The 16,798-nt window shown below is 37.6% G+C and carries 11 protein-coding genes; 7 read left to right on the top strand and 4 right to left on the bottom strand.

Features of this window, described 5'->3' with window-relative positions; genetic code table 11:
- Positions 1-91 precede the first annotated feature (91 nt).
- The 5 genes from DKG80_RS14345 to DKG80_RS14325 all read left to right on the top strand — a co-directional run bounded on the left by DKG80_RS14345 (position 92) and on the right by DKG80_RS14325 (position 8,662).
- Complete coding sequence (locus DKG80_RS14345) at positions 92-1,438, top strand: DUF5018 domain-containing protein (RefSeq protein ID WP_109832039.1); 1,347 nt, start codon at positions 92-94, stop codon at positions 1,436-1,438.
- A 171-nt stretch (positions 1,439-1,609) separates the two neighbouring features.
- Positions 1,610-4,678, top strand: a complete 3,069-nt coding sequence (locus DKG80_RS14340; protein ID WP_162555898.1) for a SusC/RagA family TonB-linked outer membrane protein — start codon at positions 1,610-1,612, stop codon at positions 4,676-4,678.
- 12 nt (positions 4,679-4,690) lie between these two features.
- Positions 4,691-6,226, top strand: coding sequence for a RagB/SusD family nutrient uptake outer membrane protein (locus DKG80_RS14335; RefSeq protein WP_109832037.1), 1,536 nt, complete (start codon positions 4,691-4,693; stop codon positions 6,224-6,226).
- Between the two features lie 4 nt (positions 6,227-6,230).
- On the top strand, positions 6,231-7,145 hold the full coding sequence (locus DKG80_RS14330) for a hypothetical protein (RefSeq protein WP_162555897.1): 915 nt from the start codon (positions 6,231-6,233) through the stop codon (positions 7,143-7,145).
- Positions 7,146-7,165: 20 nt separating this feature from the next.
- Positions 7,166-8,662: a hypothetical protein gene (locus DKG80_RS14325; RefSeq protein WP_162555896.1), complete on the top strand. Its 1,497-nt coding sequence runs from the start codon at positions 7,166-7,168 to the stop codon at positions 8,660-8,662.
- A gap of 199 nt (positions 8,663-8,861) precedes the next feature.
- On the opposite strand, the gene DKG80_RS14320 is transcribed toward DKG80_RS14325, so the two are convergent.
- Positions 8,862-9,767 (bottom strand): AraC family transcriptional regulator, encoded by a 906-nt coding sequence (locus tag DKG80_RS14320; protein ID WP_109832034.1) that lies wholly within the window; start codon positions 9,765-9,767, stop codon positions 8,862-8,864.
- A gap of 232 nt (positions 9,768-9,999) precedes the next feature.
- Here DKG80_RS14320 and manA point away from each other — a divergent pair, with 232 nt between their 5' ends.
- The gene (gene manA / locus DKG80_RS14315) at positions 10,000-11,199 is read left to right on the top strand and encodes a mannose-6-phosphate isomerase, class I (protein WP_109832064.1); all 1,200 of its coding nucleotides are present in this window, start codon (positions 10,000-10,002) and stop codon (positions 11,197-11,199) included.
- 102 nt (positions 11,200-11,301) lie between these two features.
- Here manA and DKG80_RS14310 read toward each other — a convergent pair whose 3' ends face one another.
- Positions 11,302-12,324 (bottom strand): aldo/keto reductase, encoded by a 1,023-nt coding sequence (locus DKG80_RS14310; RefSeq protein WP_109832033.1) that lies wholly within the window; start codon positions 12,322-12,324, stop codon positions 11,302-11,304.
- Positions 12,325-12,651: 327 nt separating this feature from the next.
- Positions 12,652-13,356 (bottom strand): hypothetical protein, encoded by a 705-nt coding sequence (locus DKG80_RS14305; RefSeq protein ID WP_109832032.1) that lies wholly within the window; start codon positions 13,354-13,356, stop codon positions 12,652-12,654.
- A gap of 358 nt (positions 13,357-13,714) precedes the next feature.
- Between DKG80_RS14305 and DKG80_RS14300 the strand changes: the two genes are divergently transcribed.
- Entirely contained in the window at positions 13,715-14,653 is a 939-nt protein-coding gene (locus DKG80_RS14300) for an alpha/beta hydrolase (RefSeq protein ID WP_109832031.1), read from the top strand.
- Between the two features lie 112 nt (positions 14,654-14,765).
- Here DKG80_RS14300 and DKG80_RS14295 read toward each other — a convergent pair whose 3' ends face one another.
- Positions 14,766-16,397: a tetratricopeptide repeat protein gene (locus tag DKG80_RS14295; RefSeq protein ID WP_109832030.1), complete on the bottom strand. Its 1,632-nt coding sequence runs from the start codon at positions 16,395-16,397 to the stop codon at positions 14,766-14,768.
- Between the last annotated feature and the right edge of the window lie 401 nt (positions 16,398-16,798).

Below are 16,798 nucleotides of genomic sequence, written 5' to 3'. Positions count from 1 at the left end.
GATAATATTATTCAGTAGTAAGGGGGCAAGGTATTTTTACATCGGTGTTTAACCAGAAAACTGTTTGTTAATTAATATTTACGTGAATAATATGTCAAAACAAATGCTATGTGGAGAAAGAATTAGTGCAATGATATTCCTGTTATTGTGTTTCATGATAGTGTCATGTAACGATACTGAAAATGAGGAGTCAAGGTTAAGCAATGAAGCTGAAATTACATCTTTTACTATGACAGGATTGGCTGACGCAGTGGAGATTAAGGAAGGTAAAGTGATGGCCTCAGTACTTTATGGAACTGACTTGGTTCAAATACCAACAGTAGGTATTTCAGCGGGAGCTACTATTGCACCTGAAGATATAGTCGAGAGAGATTTTGGTTCTGCTGTAAAGTATACTGTAGTTGCTGAAGATGGGACATCAAAGGATTGGGAAGTGATAGTAACAGTACTTCCAGAGGCTCTCTCGAATAGAGCAAAAATTTTAACATTTGAATTAGATGAATTACAGGAAGATGCTACAATCACTAGAGGCAGTGTAGAAGGAGTAATAAAGTCTGGTACGGACTTGTCTAGTTTGAAACCTAAGATTACAGTTTCCGAAGGTGCTACTATTTCTCCAGATTCAGAAGTAGCTCAAGATTTTACTGATCCGGTAGAATATGTAATTACATCAGAAGATGGAACTATAGTTAATTGGATAGTAATGTTATCTGTACTTCCATCAAATACAGCAAAGATACTGGCATTCGAATTAGATGAATTATTTGATGCTGCTACTATTACTGATGGAAGTGTGGAAGGAATAGTCAAGACTGGTCAAGATTTGTCTAGTTTAATACCTACTATTAGAATATCTGATGGAGCGAGTATTTCTCCGGCTTCAGAAGTGGCTCAAGATTTCACTAGCCCAGTAGAATATACAATAACTGCAGAAGATGGTACAGAAGTAAAATGGATTGTCAATTTAGATGAAGGAATGATTCTAGAGGACTTTGAAGGAGGCTCTCACATTTTTTCTGAGACTTGGAATGGTGGCACTACTACGATAGTTAACAATCCAAACACAACTGGTAATTCCTCTGCCAAAGTTGGTGAATTAACGAAAACTGTAGGCCCTGATTATAACCTTTCCCTCGTAGGAGCTTTACCAAGTAGTATTTCGAATTTTGACCTCAGTAGAAGTGGGAAGTTTAAAATTCTATATTTCAATCCTAACGCTTCAGCTGCTCAAGTTCAAATGAAAATAGAAATACCAGGAGATGACTATGCGGTTACAGTTACAACTACGAAGACTAATCAATGGGAAGAATTAATCTTTGATTTTTCAGACAAGGACTTAGATGTTACAGTAGATAAGTTGACTTTCTTTTTTGATTATTATAATTCGGATGGAAGTAGAAAGTTTTACTTAGATGATTTTCAGCAAATTTTAGAATAAAGTTTATCAATTATACAATTAGTAGTCTATGAATTAGAGTCGTGATTTTGCGACTCTAATCCCGGACTGCTGTAACTAGAATTAAAAAAATTAAAGAACTGTTTTTTGACATATGTCATAGTAGAAGTTAAAAAAACAGTTAAGTGGGAAGATGTACAATATGGTAGGAGAATGAAAAGAATCTACAGTTTAATAGTAATTATACAATTGACAATAGGTTCAGTACTCGCACAAGACAGACAGGTCAAAGGTAGAGTACTGGATGAGTTTGGAGAGGCTCTAGTTGGAGCTACGGTAACCATAAAAGGTACCAGTAAGGGTACGATGACGGATATGGACGGGTATTATACCGTAAACATGCCTAATGAGGCAAACACACTAGTTTTTAGTTTCATAGGATTATCAACTCAGGAATTTGAAGTGGGTAGTCAATCTGTCATAGATGTGACTATGATCTACGATATTGAAGCATTAGGGGAAGTAGTCGTAGTCGGGTATGGAGTCACTAAAAAGGATGATTTGACTGGAGCAACAGCAAAAGTTAAAACAGATGAGTTAAGTCCAACTTTAGCTACATCTGTAGATGAGTTATTGAAAGGGCGTATAGCAGGATTGCAAGTTACTAGTAATTCGGGAGCACCAGGCGCAGGTAGTACCATCAGAATACGAGGTACTAACTCATTTTTTGGAACTTCAGACCCTCTATTAGTCGTTGACGGTATCCCAATAGGTCCAGCAGGGAATTTGACACAGTTGAATACAAATGATATAGAATCAATAAGTGTTTTGAAAGATGCCTCATCGGCGGCAATATATGGTTCTAGAGGAGCAAGTGGAGTAATTTTAGTGACTACTAAAAAAGGCGTAGAAAATGACTTTCAAGTAGAAGCAAATTACCAAATGTCAGTTTCAACTCTACCTAGAAGCTTCGACCTAATAACAGACCCTTATTTATATGCACTACTTGAAAATGAGGCCGATGCTAATAGAGATGCGTTACCCAATTCAATTGGTACTACCGTTAGGTATGTAGGTGCTACTAATCCTGAAAATGGTTTATACTACCCTTCGTTGTCTGAAATTCGAAATGGAGCTTGGCAAGACAAAACCTATTGGCCAGATGAAGTATTTCAAGATGCATTTACTCATAATGCCAGTGTTGCTGTAAGAGGAGGAACTGAGAAGTCACGGTCTAGTATTTCTTTAGGATATTTAAACCAAGATGGAATTGTAAAAGGTAATGAATATGATAGGTTGACTTTAAAAACAGACTTAGAAAATCAAGTTTGGAAAAATGTTAAAGTAGGCATCAATTCTAATTTAGCCTATATTAATCAGACTATAGCAAGTACAGAAGGTGCTATCTACAGAAATCCAGTTTTTCCTGTTCGGGATACACTAGGAGGATTTCATCAAGTAGGACAGAGAGACTTTTTCAATCCAGGTGCCGTAAGAAATAGAATTAAGAATGAGTCAGAGTCATTTGATTTATTCAGTAATTTATATTTAGAATGGGAAATCATCAGTGGATTAACTTTTAAATCATATGTCAGAAACGTATATAAAGAGTCAGTAGGTGATTATTACGAACCTACTATGTTTGGTAATCAAGGTTCAACATCTAATGGTTATGGAACTATCTCAAACAGTAAATCAAGCAGATGGGTGTACGATAATACCGTCTCTTATGTAAAAGGTTTTGGTAAGCATAAGATTGATGCTCTCATTGGTACTTCTTATGAAGAGTATGGGATACGAACTTCAACTTTGATAGGTACTGATTTTGTAAATGATTATCTAGAGAATGAGGATTTAAATTCAGCAGGAGAAAAGAATGTTCATAATTCTTATGTACCGTTAAAGTTGAATTCTTATTTGGCACGCATCAAGTATAATTTTGATGATAAATATTTAGTGACCTTTAATGGTAGAGCGGATGGTTCTTCAAAGTTTGGTAAGAATAATCGATTTGGGTATTTCTCATCAGGTGCAATTGGCTGGAATTTGCATAAGGAAAACTTTTTTCCAGTCTTTACTCCAGTTAATAAGTTAAAGATTAGAGGATCGTATGGTGTTACAGGTGATCAGTCCGCTTTACAACCATTTATGTCCTTAGATTTATTGGATAATTCCAGAACTTGGCTGAATGGTCAATGGACAGTAGGTTTTGGTCCTGGGATTCCTAATGGTAATGACTCCCAAGGGCGTACAATTTGGGCAGGTGTAGCGAATCCATCACTTAAATGGGAGACTACAGTTCATACTGATGTAGGAGTTGAGTTAGGTCTATTTGAAAGTGCATTAAATATAGAGTTGGACTTTTATCATAAGGAAACTCATGATCTATTAAGAAGGGCAAAGATTGCTCCTTCCTCAGGGTTCAATGAGCAATGGCAAAATGATGGAGATGTCTTGAATAAAGGGTTCGAAATAGTTGTAGATGCAGTAGCTTTTGAAACTGAAGATATGTCTTTGAATCTGGGTTTCAACTTTTCTCGAAATGTGAGTGAAGTTCTTAGAGTAGAACAAGACATTATAGAAGAAAATGGGACTAGTTATGTAGTTCCTCAATTTTTTGGAGATGAAATAGAACTACTCAGAGCGTTTCCCAATAGCTTATCAAAAGGTATGCCAATATATGCGTTTTACGGGTATAAGACGGATGGGATCGTTCAAACCAGAGAAGAAGGTTTGGCAGCAGGATTACAAGGAGATAATGCATTGCCAGGCGAGATCAAGTATGTGGATGTTGATGGAAACGGTATAGTAGATGATCTAGATAGAACATTTATAGGTGATCCTAATCCTGATTTTACATTTGGCTTTAATTCGACATTGAAGTGGAAGAATTTTGATTTGAGATTGTTTTTTACTGGAGCATATGGAAATGATGTACTTAATGTTGATCGACTGAATCAAGGAAGCGTTAAAGCAAGCAGATGGACTGTAGATAATCCTAATAATGAACACCCCAGTTTAGTATCTGCTAGATCTTATCGATTGTCTAGTTACTTTATTGAGGACGGGTCTTATGTCAAGTTTCAAAATGCTTCTTTGACTTATCATGTGCCTGCAAATAGTGTATTCAGTTTGCTGAGTGTGAATTTCAATGTGGAAAATATCGCGACTTGGACAAAGTTTAGTGGATATGATCCTGAGGTTGGAGTCTATGGAGTCTATTGGGGGCCGGGTGTACCAAGGCCAAGAGTATTTACTTTAGGTGTCAATGCAAGATTTTGATAAGTGGAGATTATGAAGAGTTTAATTAATAAAATTATAGCAGGAATTGTGCTCGTTTCTATAGGAGCATGTTCCCTAGAAGAAGAGCCATATGGTATAGTAACTTCTGATCAGTTTTATCAGACTGAAGAAGATGTGAGAGCAGCTTTGGCACATGCATACGACGCTTTGTCTACTATAGAATATTATGGTCGTTATCTGTATTATGTAGGAGTCTTAGGAACAGAAGAGTTTACGCTTAAGGCAGATGCTCAGCCAGCAGACCATGAATTAGATAACTGGAATCCTATTGGGACTAATTTGGTATTGAGCAGTGTATACTTCAATGCCTATATGGGGATCAATAGAGTGAATCTCCTGCTGTCTAGAGTAGATGAAAGCATTCCGATGATAGATGAGGAGAGAAACCAAATATTGGGAGAAGCACAATTTTTGAGAGCTCTGCACCATTTTAATTTGGTGAGAGTTTTTGGAGAAGTACCTATGAGAGACACACCTATATTAAGTGTAGAAGATATTCCAAAGGCTAAATCTACCATTGCGGATCTTTATGCTTTTATTGAGAAGGATTTGTTAGCGGCCGAATTAATGATGAAAGATATAGATCCTGGTGATCTTATTTCAAAAGACGCAAGAGCTACTAAAGTTTCCGCACAAGCGTTACTTGCCAAGGTTTATTTACATCAGGCTTCATCTTCTGCTAGTGGTGCTGCTGGATATGAATATGTAGTAGACGCAAATGAATACTATGATAATGCTGCCCTGTATGCTGAGAAGGTTTTGAACAATAGCGCTGGTTATGAGTTTTGGTCTGAGACCAATGATTATAAGTCTCTTTGGGATGTGGATAATCAGGTTGGAAATGAATTCATCTTTAGTATTGGAGCACAAGTGTCAGGAGGAGAAAACGGAAATGATTGGTCTTCAATATCTATGTTACAAGTCCCAGCACTTGGAGGTACGACCATAGAGTTTGGGGCAGATAATGTATCCATTTCAGATGGATGGGGACATTTGACAACCGAGATTCCTTTTTACAATCAGGTTTTTGGGGACAGAAACGACTTGAGATCAACAGATTTGATTGTGGATGAGGTGACGTTATTAGATGGAACAATATCGACCTATCCAGGTAATTTACCATACCCATTTACACTGAAGTACATAGATAAAGGCCAGCAAGCAGATAGAAGTAATCATTACCTGCCTGTCATTAGATACACAGATATTGCTTTGGTATATGCAGAAGCATCAGGTCCTACAACTGAAGCTTATGACTGGGTAAATAGAATTCGAAATAGAGCTACGGTTGCTTCAGAAAGACCAAATAATTTAGTGTCAGGCCTAAGCACTGAAGAATTTAGAGAAGAAGTATTTATGGAGCGTACTAAAGAATTGGCTTTTGAAGGAGAAAGGCTTTTTGACCTAAGAAGGACAAACAAGGTTAGAGAAGTATTAGAAGGTCAATACGGTAAAATAGTAGGGCAATACGCTGACTTCTATGAGATACCACAAAATGAACAAGACCTTAACTCTTTAATTGAATAATAAGATGAATAATATAAAATACACCATATGGATGTTAATCGTCTTAGTAGCCGGACTAGCGGCGTGCCAGGACGAAGACGACAACCTGAAAGATATTACCTTCAATGATCGTTCTATTCTAGAGTTTAATATGGACGGTCAGATAGGACCTGCAGTAATAGAGACTATAGGAGAGGACAGTGGAAGAGTGCTTATTAGTGTTCCTAATAATGTGGATATAACTAATATGGTTCCTGAACTAGCGCTATCCTACAAGGCTACCTCGTCTCCCGAATCAGGTGAACAAGTGAATTTTGGCAATGAAGACTCCACTTTAGTTTACTCTGTTACGTCAGCTTCAGGAAAGGTTAGAAACTGGTCAGTAAAGCTAAGAGAGGTAAATATTGAAATCGAAGGAACGTGGAAAATCGATGAGTTTATGCTTTATTATTTGATTGCACCCACAGAGCCTTGGGGCTGGTCAGGAACTAAGAATGTTACAGATTATCTGTCAGGAGCCTCCTTTGAAATTGATAATCTTTTCACGTTTGATTTTGAAAAGGGTACACGCGAAGGTAATCTCAGAGGGACTTTTACCCATTCGAAGGGAGTAGATGATCAATATGGAAACTTTGTCAAAGAGGATCAAACTATTCCAGCTCCACCAGCCAATGATTGGTCTGAATTGTTCAGGAAGCTTCCAATTGATAATGGTGTTTGGGAGCACAATTTGACAACCAATACAGTACAATTTAATCAAGCAGGGGCTTCGGTCGACTTTGAAGTCTCGTTTGAGGATGATGGTAATACATTGGTATTGACTTATGTAAACAATGACTGGGGGGTAAATGCGATATGGGAAGGAAATCCCAAAAATCCTTTATTAGAATTAAGTCATACAGAAAGGTTTTGGTATAAGTTTTCGAGAGTTGAAGAATAACAGAAAAAGATAAAGCAATGATGAAAAGTAAAGTATTAAGAATATTGACTCCTGTTATTCTGTTGGTTGCTATATCATGTGATACTGATGCCATTGAATCATATAGTCCTAAAGTAGACCCGACAATAATGGTCAAAACGGTGAATGTGATTAACTCTAATTACATTGGTAACGGGGCTCAGTGGGATGCATATCCACATGCATATAATGATTGGAACAGTCCAATATCGGATGCGGATTGGGATAAGATGTATGCCAGATTGGACTTTATGAAACCTAAGTTCATGCGTGTCATAACTACTGCTGGAGAAATGTATCTACATGGAGGTACTTATGATCCTGAAAAGAATCTAGAAGGGCTAGCTAAAATATTAGACTACTGCCAGTCTAATAAAGTTACTGTGATGTTTGGTGAGTGGGGATTTGACCAAATAAGCACAGGAGATCTGAATGAACCGAATTTGGAGTATGCAGCTAGATTTTTAGATTTCCTTGTTAATGATAAAGGTTACACTTGTATCAAGTACTATAATCTCATCAATGAGCCAAATGGAGATTGGGCAGCGACAGATGGAGACTATGATCTTTGGCAGAGAGCCATATCGTTATTCTATGATGAAATGGAGACGCTTGGGGTTAGTGATCAGGTTACAATAGCAGGTCCTGATATAGCAGTTTGGGATGGATCCTTAACGAATTGGTTAGCTCAAGCGGATTACGATTTAGGAGACGAAATAGGATTATATGATATTCATGCTTATCCGGATCAAACTTCTGTACGTGGTGGGCAATTCAGTGAAACTATTAAAGCTTATATAGAAGCTACCCCAGCAGGTAAGGATATAATTATGGGAGAGCTTGGACTCAAGTTCAATAAGACGACCGAAGCAGAATTATATAACCAGAATCTTGATAGAATCGCAGCTGATGAGTATGCTGGAAATGACTCTAACATGATGGTTAAGGATTTTTTCTATGGAATTGATATGGCAGATGCCACTATGCAAGTAGTAAATGCAGGGTTTTCAGGTATGGTAGCTTGGGGATTGGATGACGCCATGCACAACAATCTTGGAGGTGATGATAAGCAACTTAAAGTCTGGGGATTTTGGAATATTCTTGGTGAAGAGTTATTTGGAGGTGCTGAAGAAGAAGAGATAAGACCTTGGTTCTATTCTTCCTCTCTTCTATCTAGGTACATGCAGACAGGTGCTCAGGTTTTTGAAGTAGAGCTACCTTCAAAAAATGGAGTAAGAGCTATTGCAGTCGCTCATCAAGGCAAGTATATGATCGCTGTAGTCAATAGCAGCTTGACTGACTATGAGTTGGAAGTGAAGTTTGATAGTGGCATTTTACTCAAGTCTGCAAAAAAATATGTTTATAGTGAAGAAGTCAAGCCTGTAGATGAAGCAGGTTTGCCAATACCTTTAGAAACAGATCTAGAAATAGACTTTAATGAAGGGTATGAAATCGAAGCGAAAGGTCAGAGTTTAGTTGTAATAACTAATATGGACTAAGACTTTATATTATTTGTTTAGAGTTTTATTCATCTGTGTATAGAGACTCCGAAGTATTTATTTCGGAGTCTTTTTTAATTAGGACGAACTCACTTTGGTATTTATTGGTGCAGTTTTAGAGTTTAAAATGCATGGATATAAGCCAAAAATACAAGACCGTCTCAGTTTGAACGCATGGAACAATAAGCAAATGATTAGCTCACAATGAGCTTTCTATTAAATATTCCTTGCGATCAGTAAAGTTTGAAGGTGATAGGTCTTGAAATTGCGATCTAAACTCTCTTGGAGTGACACCTTTGTTTTTTTTGAATAACCGATTGAAATTGGAAACGTTATTGAAGCCGCATGAGTAGCAAATTTGAGAAACGCTATCTTCAGACTCATTTAATAGTTCTACCGCTTTTCCAATTCTCATGTCAATGATAAATTGAGTAAAACTTTTATTAGTACGTTTTTTGAAAAAGTGGCTAAAAGCAGAATCACTCATATTAACCCTCTGAGCTATGATATGAAGATTGAGATGGGGGTCTTGATAGTTTTTTAGCACAAAATCATAGACCTCATTTATTCTTCTGTTTTTAGAACGATCTGGTTGAGAACTAAACCCCTCACTACACAAAAAGTTCTTTTCAGATGAAGATGCTAAAATGTTCAATATTCTTAAAAACTCAAGAATGGACTCAAACTCATTCAAATCATTTAGCCCTTTCATTTTTTCACAAACCAGCAGCCGTGTTTCCCCACTGAATGATATTCCCCTTACTGACTCTAATAGAAGCTGTCTGATGTGCTTTAAGGATTTCTTTGAAAGAATATCATTCTCCGTAAAATGCTCTTCAAACTGGATAGTGATTACCCTTACAGGTCCGTCTGAATTTTTACTTTCCCAGCAATGATAAGTTCGAGGACCTATTAAGACTAAGTCGAGTTCTTGATAGACTTCTACCGAATCACCTACAATTCTATTTCCAGTAGAATTAATCACTAAGTTCAACTCAAATTCAGGATGTCGATGAACCGGATAGTCAAACTTAGCGTCTTTGTGATCCAGACTTACAAAAATGTCATTTGAGGTTACAGGTGTGATCTCATTGTATATTTTCATAATGGTGTCCTTTAGCACCAAATCAGTGCCTATGTAAAAGTACTTAAAATGAGTTTTCGATAAGCTCTAAGTTTGCATTGGTTCAATATTTTATTGAAACTTATAGTTACAATTGAAATAATAATATCACTATAATTTGGTTAGTCTCTCGAAACTACCTAGCATTTGCAGTATAGTATTTTCAATTTAGAGCGAGTAATAACAGCTTTGTGATATGTCGTTAAATGATAAGATGAATTCCAAAATTGTAAGAATAGAAGGAACAGTTCAAAACTATGCATGGGGTGGGAAAGATTACATCCCTGAACTCTTAGGTATAAAAAAACCAGGAGAAACCTGTGCAGAATATTGGTTGGGAGCGCACGATAACGCCCCTTCAAGGTTGTCCAGTGATGAGTTACTGAATGAAGCGATTAGATCTAATGTTAATCTATTCTTGGGAGAATCGGTAGCTAACAAGTTTGGACGCCTACCATATCTTTTCAAGGTACTTGATGTCAATGACATGTTATCTATCCAAGTACATCCGACTAAGGCTGAGGCAGAGAAAGGTTTTCAAAAAGAGAATGAATTGGGGATAGATCTGAAAGCAAAAAACCGAAACTACAAGGATGATAACCATAAGCCAGAGATCATGGTGGCACTTAGTGAGTTTTGGTTGTTACATGGATTTCTAAGTGAGGAGAAACTTTTAACTCTACTGAATCAGACTCCAGAGTTATCTCACCTATCAGAAGTATTTCAATCAGAAGGATACAAAGGGCTTTATCAAACTGTGATGGAGGAGTCGGCTGAGCAGACCAACAAGGTTTTGAGACCTTTGATAGATCGAGTTTTACCATTGTATAAAGCTGGAAGTCTGGAAAAGGCCAGTCCAGATTATTGGGCAGCTAAAGCTTTTAATACTTTTTGTCCTGAAGGGAATTTAGATAAGGGGATTTACTCAATTTACTTTTTCAATATTGTAAAAGTCAACGCTGGAGAGGCTGTATTTCAAGATGCAGGCATACCGCATGCTTATATGGAAGGACAAAATATGGAACTGATGGCCAACTCTGATAATGTATTGAGAGGAGGACTTACTCCCAAACATGTAGATGTACCAGAGCTACTCAAACATGTAGTCTTTGAAGCTACCGAACCCAATATTCTAAAAGGTGAGGCTGTAGCCAATGGAATGGAAAGAGTATATACTAGCCCTGCTCCGGATTTTGAATTGAGCAAAATCTCTGTTGCCAAAGACCAACAATATCAACTCAGATCCAAGACCTCCGAGATTTTCATGATAGTAGATGGAGAAGGAACGGTTTTCAACGAACTTGGCAGTGATCAATATCAAAAAGGAGAAGCCTTTTTCGTTCCTTATGGTACAGAGGTGAATATTAGTTCAGAGAATGAAATAGTGATCTATAGGGCATCTGTGCCTGTATAGGAAAGGATAAACACTAGAATAGAAAAGAGGCTGTTAAAGTCAGAAGAATGATGTTCTTCTATTGATCTTTTACAACCTCTTTTTTTATAAAAATCTTCGTAATTAACCTGCAAGAATTTTTTCTATTCTATCAAGTTCATCAGCAGTCAAAGCAGGTTGCTCCATCAACTTGACGTTTTCTTCTAATTGTTCTTCTCTACTAGCTCCTGCCAATACTGAACAAACAGACTTTTGACGAAGAACCCATAGCAGTGCCATTTGTGCTAGGCTAATTCCTCTATCCTGCGCTACTTCATTGAGTGCTTTGACTTTTTCTACTCTTGAAAGGAAAGTATCATCTTGCTTTAAGTAACTCTCACTTTTAGCTACTCTAGAATCTTCCGGAATACCATTCAGATACTTATCAGTCAATACACCTTGAGCCAGAGGAGAGAAAGCAATGATGCCATATCCAGCCTCTTCAGCCCACGCTACTTGCTGCTCAGGCTTTCTCTCAAACATTGAGTACTTCAATTGGTTCAGAACAAACGGAACATTGTATTTTTCCATGAGCTGACACATTTCCGTCATTTGCTCCACTTCATAGTAATTGGAGATACCTATATAGAGCGCCTTTCCCTGACGAACCATATCACTGAGAGCAAGTACAGTTTCTTCCATAGGAGTGGTAGGGTCAGGTCTATGGTGATAGAATATATCCACATAGTCAAGTCCCATGCGTTGCAAACTTTGGTCTAGACTATTGAATAAGTATTTTCTAGATCCACCATTACCGTAAGGTCCAGGCCACATGTCATATCCCGCCTTGGTAGCGATGACCAATTCATGACGATAATTAGCAAAGTCTTTTTTGAACAGTCTACCAAAGTTCTCTTCAGCAGAGCCATATGGGGGGCCATAGTTATTAGCTAAGTCAAAATGTGTAATACCTAAGTCAAAAGCCTTTCTTAATATCTTTCTTCCTTGGAATAAGTCGTCGCCTTCGCCGAAGTTGTGCCAAAGTCCCAAAGAAACTAGAGGGAGTTGCAAACCAGTTTTGCCAGCATTTTTAAAAAACTCAGACTTGTAGCGATCTTCATTGGGTATATACGCTCCGACTGGGCGATGGTCATTAGTGGTCTTCATTATTTTAAGAGTAGTTTAAACGACGCCTAAGATAAGCCGATAATCTGAGATGCGTAGTGGAACTTGGATAGACGCTGATATAATTATTTTATGACCGTTAATTGGCTAAGAATATGTCTCCCTCATCAACTTATACTACTGAATCGTTACTTTGATTACTCCCCTCTGAAATTTTGATTATACCCTCGTGAAATTGTTAATTCCCTACCAAGAACTAAATGCTCCCCACGTCAAATTCACTACTTCCCTCGCATATAAAAGGCCTCCCCACGCCGTGGGAAGGCCTAAAAGTATCGTGGGTACCAATCTAACTCCGAGGGGAGTAGTTTATTTCCACTGGGAGCGATACTGACTGCGGTAGCCTTTTAGTTTATCCTTGTCTTTCCAAAAAACAAACCTACCAGCCTCTCTTATTTCATCAACAGATCGTTTGAGTAAAGTGTAAGCCTTGTCACGGATCACTCTAGTTGCATTTTTGTCTCCAATACTACCATTCATGGTCGCCAGCAATTCACTCATTTCTATCGATAAGTTCTCAGCGATATCCAGTTTGTTCATATCAAAACCTATCGCCTCCAGCATAGAAGTATTGTCTTTGCCTAGCACAGACAAGTCACTCAAGTCCTGTACTAAATCAGCATGACCGCTGCCTTCTTCTATATACTTCACTTTCGTTAATAGTTCTGGGACTTTGCGAAAAGCAAATCTGAAACTATGCTCAAGTTCATCCTTGTGATCCATCGCTGCTGGTTGTTTCTCATTCCACTCTTTTCGAGCCTCCTCTTTAGTGAACCGGTCTTTGTTCCACTGGCTCTGTGCATATCGAAGACTTCCTGTCAAGATGGGAAGATTATCAAAGGTCTCCTGCGGTACCCCTACAGCTAAGAGTTTAGGCAGGTCTATTGCACTCCATATCTCTAAGTCGGCAGCTTCTTGAATGAATTTATCAATAGGCATGTTAGGAGATTTAGATTCGGTATCAGGAAGTGATAAGATCACTGATACCATAGCATCATAATGTTCTTTTGACATTGTATGATTTGGTTTTGGTTATTAATAAAGCGGTCGGCACCTTGCCGACCAGATGCTGAAATTAGAAGGTGAAAACCAACTCTCCAAAGCTGTGATGAACATTTCAAGTTCTAGATGAAGATTGGCAAGTTTCGAAAGTCAAATGGCAGGATTCGAATGTCACAAAACGGAATTTGTTGATTTCATGGTTTCCTATCCTTTGAAAAGAAATCAGATATTAATCCACTTTAAGTGGAGAAATAGACTAATTCTTTTCGTTTTATAATTCTATGATCAATTAGATGTTTTTGAATCATCTTCCTTAGTTACCTTTAACGCTGTAAGACCCCAGTGTCTACCCGATAAGACTTAATAAATTATGAATCACATCAGAAAGATTTCCCTTTTTGTGCTAGGCCTATTGATGGCTGTAGCCTGCGTTTCTCAGTCTCCACTTCCAAAGGTCGTAAGTGGTAAAATAGAAAGAATAGAAAACTTCACATCCGACTACGTCACTGCTAGAAATGTTGATATTTGGCTTCCGGATAGTTACTCTAAGGCTAAGAAGTATGCGGTGCTTTACATGCACGATGGTCAAATGCTCTATGACGCCGAACAGGGCTGGAACAAACAATCTTGGGACGTAGATGATACCGCCTCTAAGTTGATGAGCGAAGGAAAGGTTAAGGATTTTATAGTAGTAGGAATTTGGAATGGAGGAGTAACTAGACATCCTGATTACTTTCCTCAGAAGCCACTTGAATCACTATCTAAAGTAGAGCTTGATACAGTGACGGCGCAACTTGTTAAAGCTCAAATCATCAAGTCACCGCCTTTTGCTACTCAATCGGACAATTATCTCAAGTTTCTTACGAAAGAACTGAAACCATACATAGACCAAAACTATTCTGTACATACAGATCGATCCAATACATATGTCATGGGAAGCAGTATGGGAGGTCTTATATCTATGTATGCCATCTGCGAATATCCAGATATCTTTGGGACTGCTGCTTGCCTATCCACTCACTGGCCAGGTACATTCGTACTAGAAAACAATCCTGTTCCTGCTGCTTTTATACAGTATTTAAAAGATAACCTTCCAGACCCAAATAGTCATAGAATCTATTTTGACTGTGGAGATCAAACACTTGATGCACTCTATCCAGATATCCAACGAAAGGTGGATCAAGTAATGTTTGATAAGGGCTATTCTAAAGCCAATTGGACTACGGAGTACTTTCCCGGACAAGCTCACACAGAGGATGCTTGGAAGGTTAGACTACGCATACCTTTGGAGTATATGCTAGGAAAGTAGTCAATGAGGTTATAATAGCGTTCAGGAAAAAGTGTATCACCGAATGCGTGGAAAGAATAGAGAGTAACTTGCCCAATAGCTTTTTAGATGAAATACAAAGGTAGATTGCTTGCTATATACCATCAATATACTCTTCCAACCCTTGCTCTCTATTCAACCCCATTTTTTTCCTGATACGCGATCTAGAGATATGTACACTATGTGTCTCAATATTGAGAATACGAGCCATTTCCTTAGTAGAAAACTTTAGTTTGATCAAAGCACAGTGTTTGTGATCAGTAGAACTTAGGCTAGGGTGTTTCTCACTCAGTTGCTCGTAAAATCGAGAATTTACCTCCAAAAACCTCATATTGAACTCATCCCAAAGATCCATAGAACCTTTGCCAAACTTCATATTCATGGACTTAGCCATTTCAGGTATTTCTTTGTTGATGACTTCTAGTAGCTCATTGATTGCAGAGTCTTTATCTATTATCTGTAGCGTATATGAGGTAAGCTCTCGGTTTTTTAAGGCCACCTTCTCTTTGTTACGTTCCCTTAGCAGTTGGTTCTTTATCTCCGCGTCTTTCTTTTGAAGAGTGGCTTTTCTCAACTGATAGCGCATACGAACTACGATAAGAGTGACAATGACAATTATGATGATTAGAGCCAAAGTAATGACTAGTTTAAATTGCCTCTCTTCATTCTTTTTGATAGTAGCGTTTTGTTCCTTCAATAGGATATCTTTTCTCTGAATAGATTCTTGATATCTATTTTTTAATTCGAATAACTCACTTAAAGTAGCTTTTTGGATCTCCAGCAGCTTACCCTCAATAATGTTAGCCTCATACAGAAGTTCATAAGCTTTATGAGGTTGGTTTAAAGCAGAATATGCTTTGGACATTTCTTTAAGGTTCATTGCCGAAATAGCAGATTTGGTTTTAAACCCTTTAGAAAGCCTTAGACTTTTCTCGAAGAATAATATAGCACTATCATATTCCTTAAGTGTCTGTTTCACTTTTCCCAGAAAGTAATAGGTAGTCAATAAGTATTCATTTCCTTGTTGTCTTCCAATAAGTTCGGCTTGATGAAGGTTTTGAAGCCCTTTTTTGTGTAAACCTATTTCGGATTGTGTAAAACCTCTTTCTGATAATATGATCGGGATGGTATAGCTTTTTATTTTGATCAAATGATCATTAATACGGCATGAATCAAGATAAGATAAAGCTTTATAAAACTGACCTTCTCTTCGATATTTTGAAGCTAGAGCAACATAGCAAGCGTTTACTTGCTGAATGGCTACAGAATCTTTTTGATAAAGTAATTTGGACTCTTCGAGTGCAAGCTCTAAATGATGTAGCACTTGAGAACCTATACCATACTGCAAGTATAAGTTGGCAAGCTTTCGATGCAGCCGAGCTTTATAATTCCCATAAGAATACTTCTCCAAATAGATTTGGATCTTCCAGAGATAATCAAAGGCATTGATATAATCTCTAGACGCACGTTTTGATTCAGACATTCCAAATAGGCTCTTTAAAATGTTGACCGTATCCTTTTGAACTAAGAAGAAATTGTAGCAGTTCAAATATTCATCATAAGATTCCTCATAGAAGAATCTTTTGTCTTTGTCTAGTTTGTTTAGCCTGTTTGTATAAAAGGGTAACGAGTCTACGCTATTGGTAGTCGGTTCTCCAGAAAGCTCTAGAGAAAGAAAAAAGAAGACTGCGCTAAAAAGTAGTTGTTTTAACGAATTAATAATCAATTGTTTGAAGTGTTTGAGGTACTCTTATGCTAAGATATTGAAATCAATACAGCTCAATTTCTATTTTGAATGCTATATCAGCTTTGTATAATGTTTGTATAGGAATACTCGATCATATTAAAAACTCAAAAAGGGTGAATACTCTGTGTGTATTTTAGACTCTTTTGAATAATACCAGTGTAGGAATCTATACAGGTGACCTCTATTAGGAACGATTTTTTTTCACTCAATACCCCGTGTAAATCAGGCATAGGTTCTTTTGTTAATGAGCAAGCCTAACCCTTGTACAAAGGAAATAAAAGTAAGATTATAAGATACAAATGTTCAGTCTTGGACTTTAAGGGCAATAGAAGAGTTAAAACTCAGCTATATTTATGTAACGCTCTTTGACCCATACTAAA

Origin of the sequence: Reichenbachiella versicolor (assembly GCF_003171675.1) — a bacterium.
GTDB classification, from domain to species: Bacteria; Bacteroidota; Bacteroidia; order Cytophagales; family Cyclobacteriaceae; genus Reichenbachiella; species Reichenbachiella versicolor.
The sequence above is the reverse complement of the archived record's forward strand: the minus strand, read 5'-3'. Positions and strand labels throughout refer to the sequence as shown.

What these genes read in the sequence shown, in the direction of transcription:
- DKG80_RS14305 (WP_109832032.1), bottom strand. Translation starts at nt 13,356, where the DNA reads ATGTCAAAAGAACATTATGATGCTATGGTATCAGTGATCTTATCACTT.
- DKG80_RS14325 (WP_162555896.1), top strand. Translation starts at nt 7,166, where the DNA reads ATGAAAAGTAAAGTATTAAGAATATTGACTCCTGTTATTCTGTTGGTT.
- manA (WP_109832064.1), top strand. Translation starts at nt 10,000, where the DNA reads ATGAATTCCAAAATTGTAAGAATAGAAGGAACAGTTCAAAACTATGCA.
- DKG80_RS14330 (WP_162555897.1), top strand. Translation starts at nt 6,231, where the DNA reads ATGAATAATATAAAATACACCATATGGATGTTAATCGTCTTAGTAGCC.
- DKG80_RS14340 (WP_162555898.1), top strand. Translation starts at nt 1,610, where the DNA reads ATGAAAAGAATCTACAGTTTAATAGTAATTATACAATTGACAATAGGT.
- DKG80_RS14320 (WP_109832034.1), bottom strand. Translation starts at nt 9,767, where the DNA reads ATGAAAATATACAATGAGATCACACCTGTAACCTCAAATGACATTTTT.
- DKG80_RS14310 (WP_109832033.1), bottom strand. Translation starts at nt 12,324, where the DNA reads ATGAAGACCACTAATGACCATCGCCCAGTCGGAGCGTATATACCCAAT.
- DKG80_RS14335 (WP_109832037.1), top strand. Translation starts at nt 4,691, where the DNA reads ATGAAGAGTTTAATTAATAAAATTATAGCAGGAATTGTGCTCGTTTCT.
- DKG80_RS14300 (WP_109832031.1), top strand. Translation starts at nt 13,715, where the DNA reads ATGAATCACATCAGAAAGATTTCCCTTTTTGTGCTAGGCCTATTGATG.
- DKG80_RS14345 (WP_109832039.1), top strand. Translation starts at nt 92, where the DNA reads ATGTCAAAACAAATGCTATGTGGAGAAAGAATTAGTGCAATGATATTC.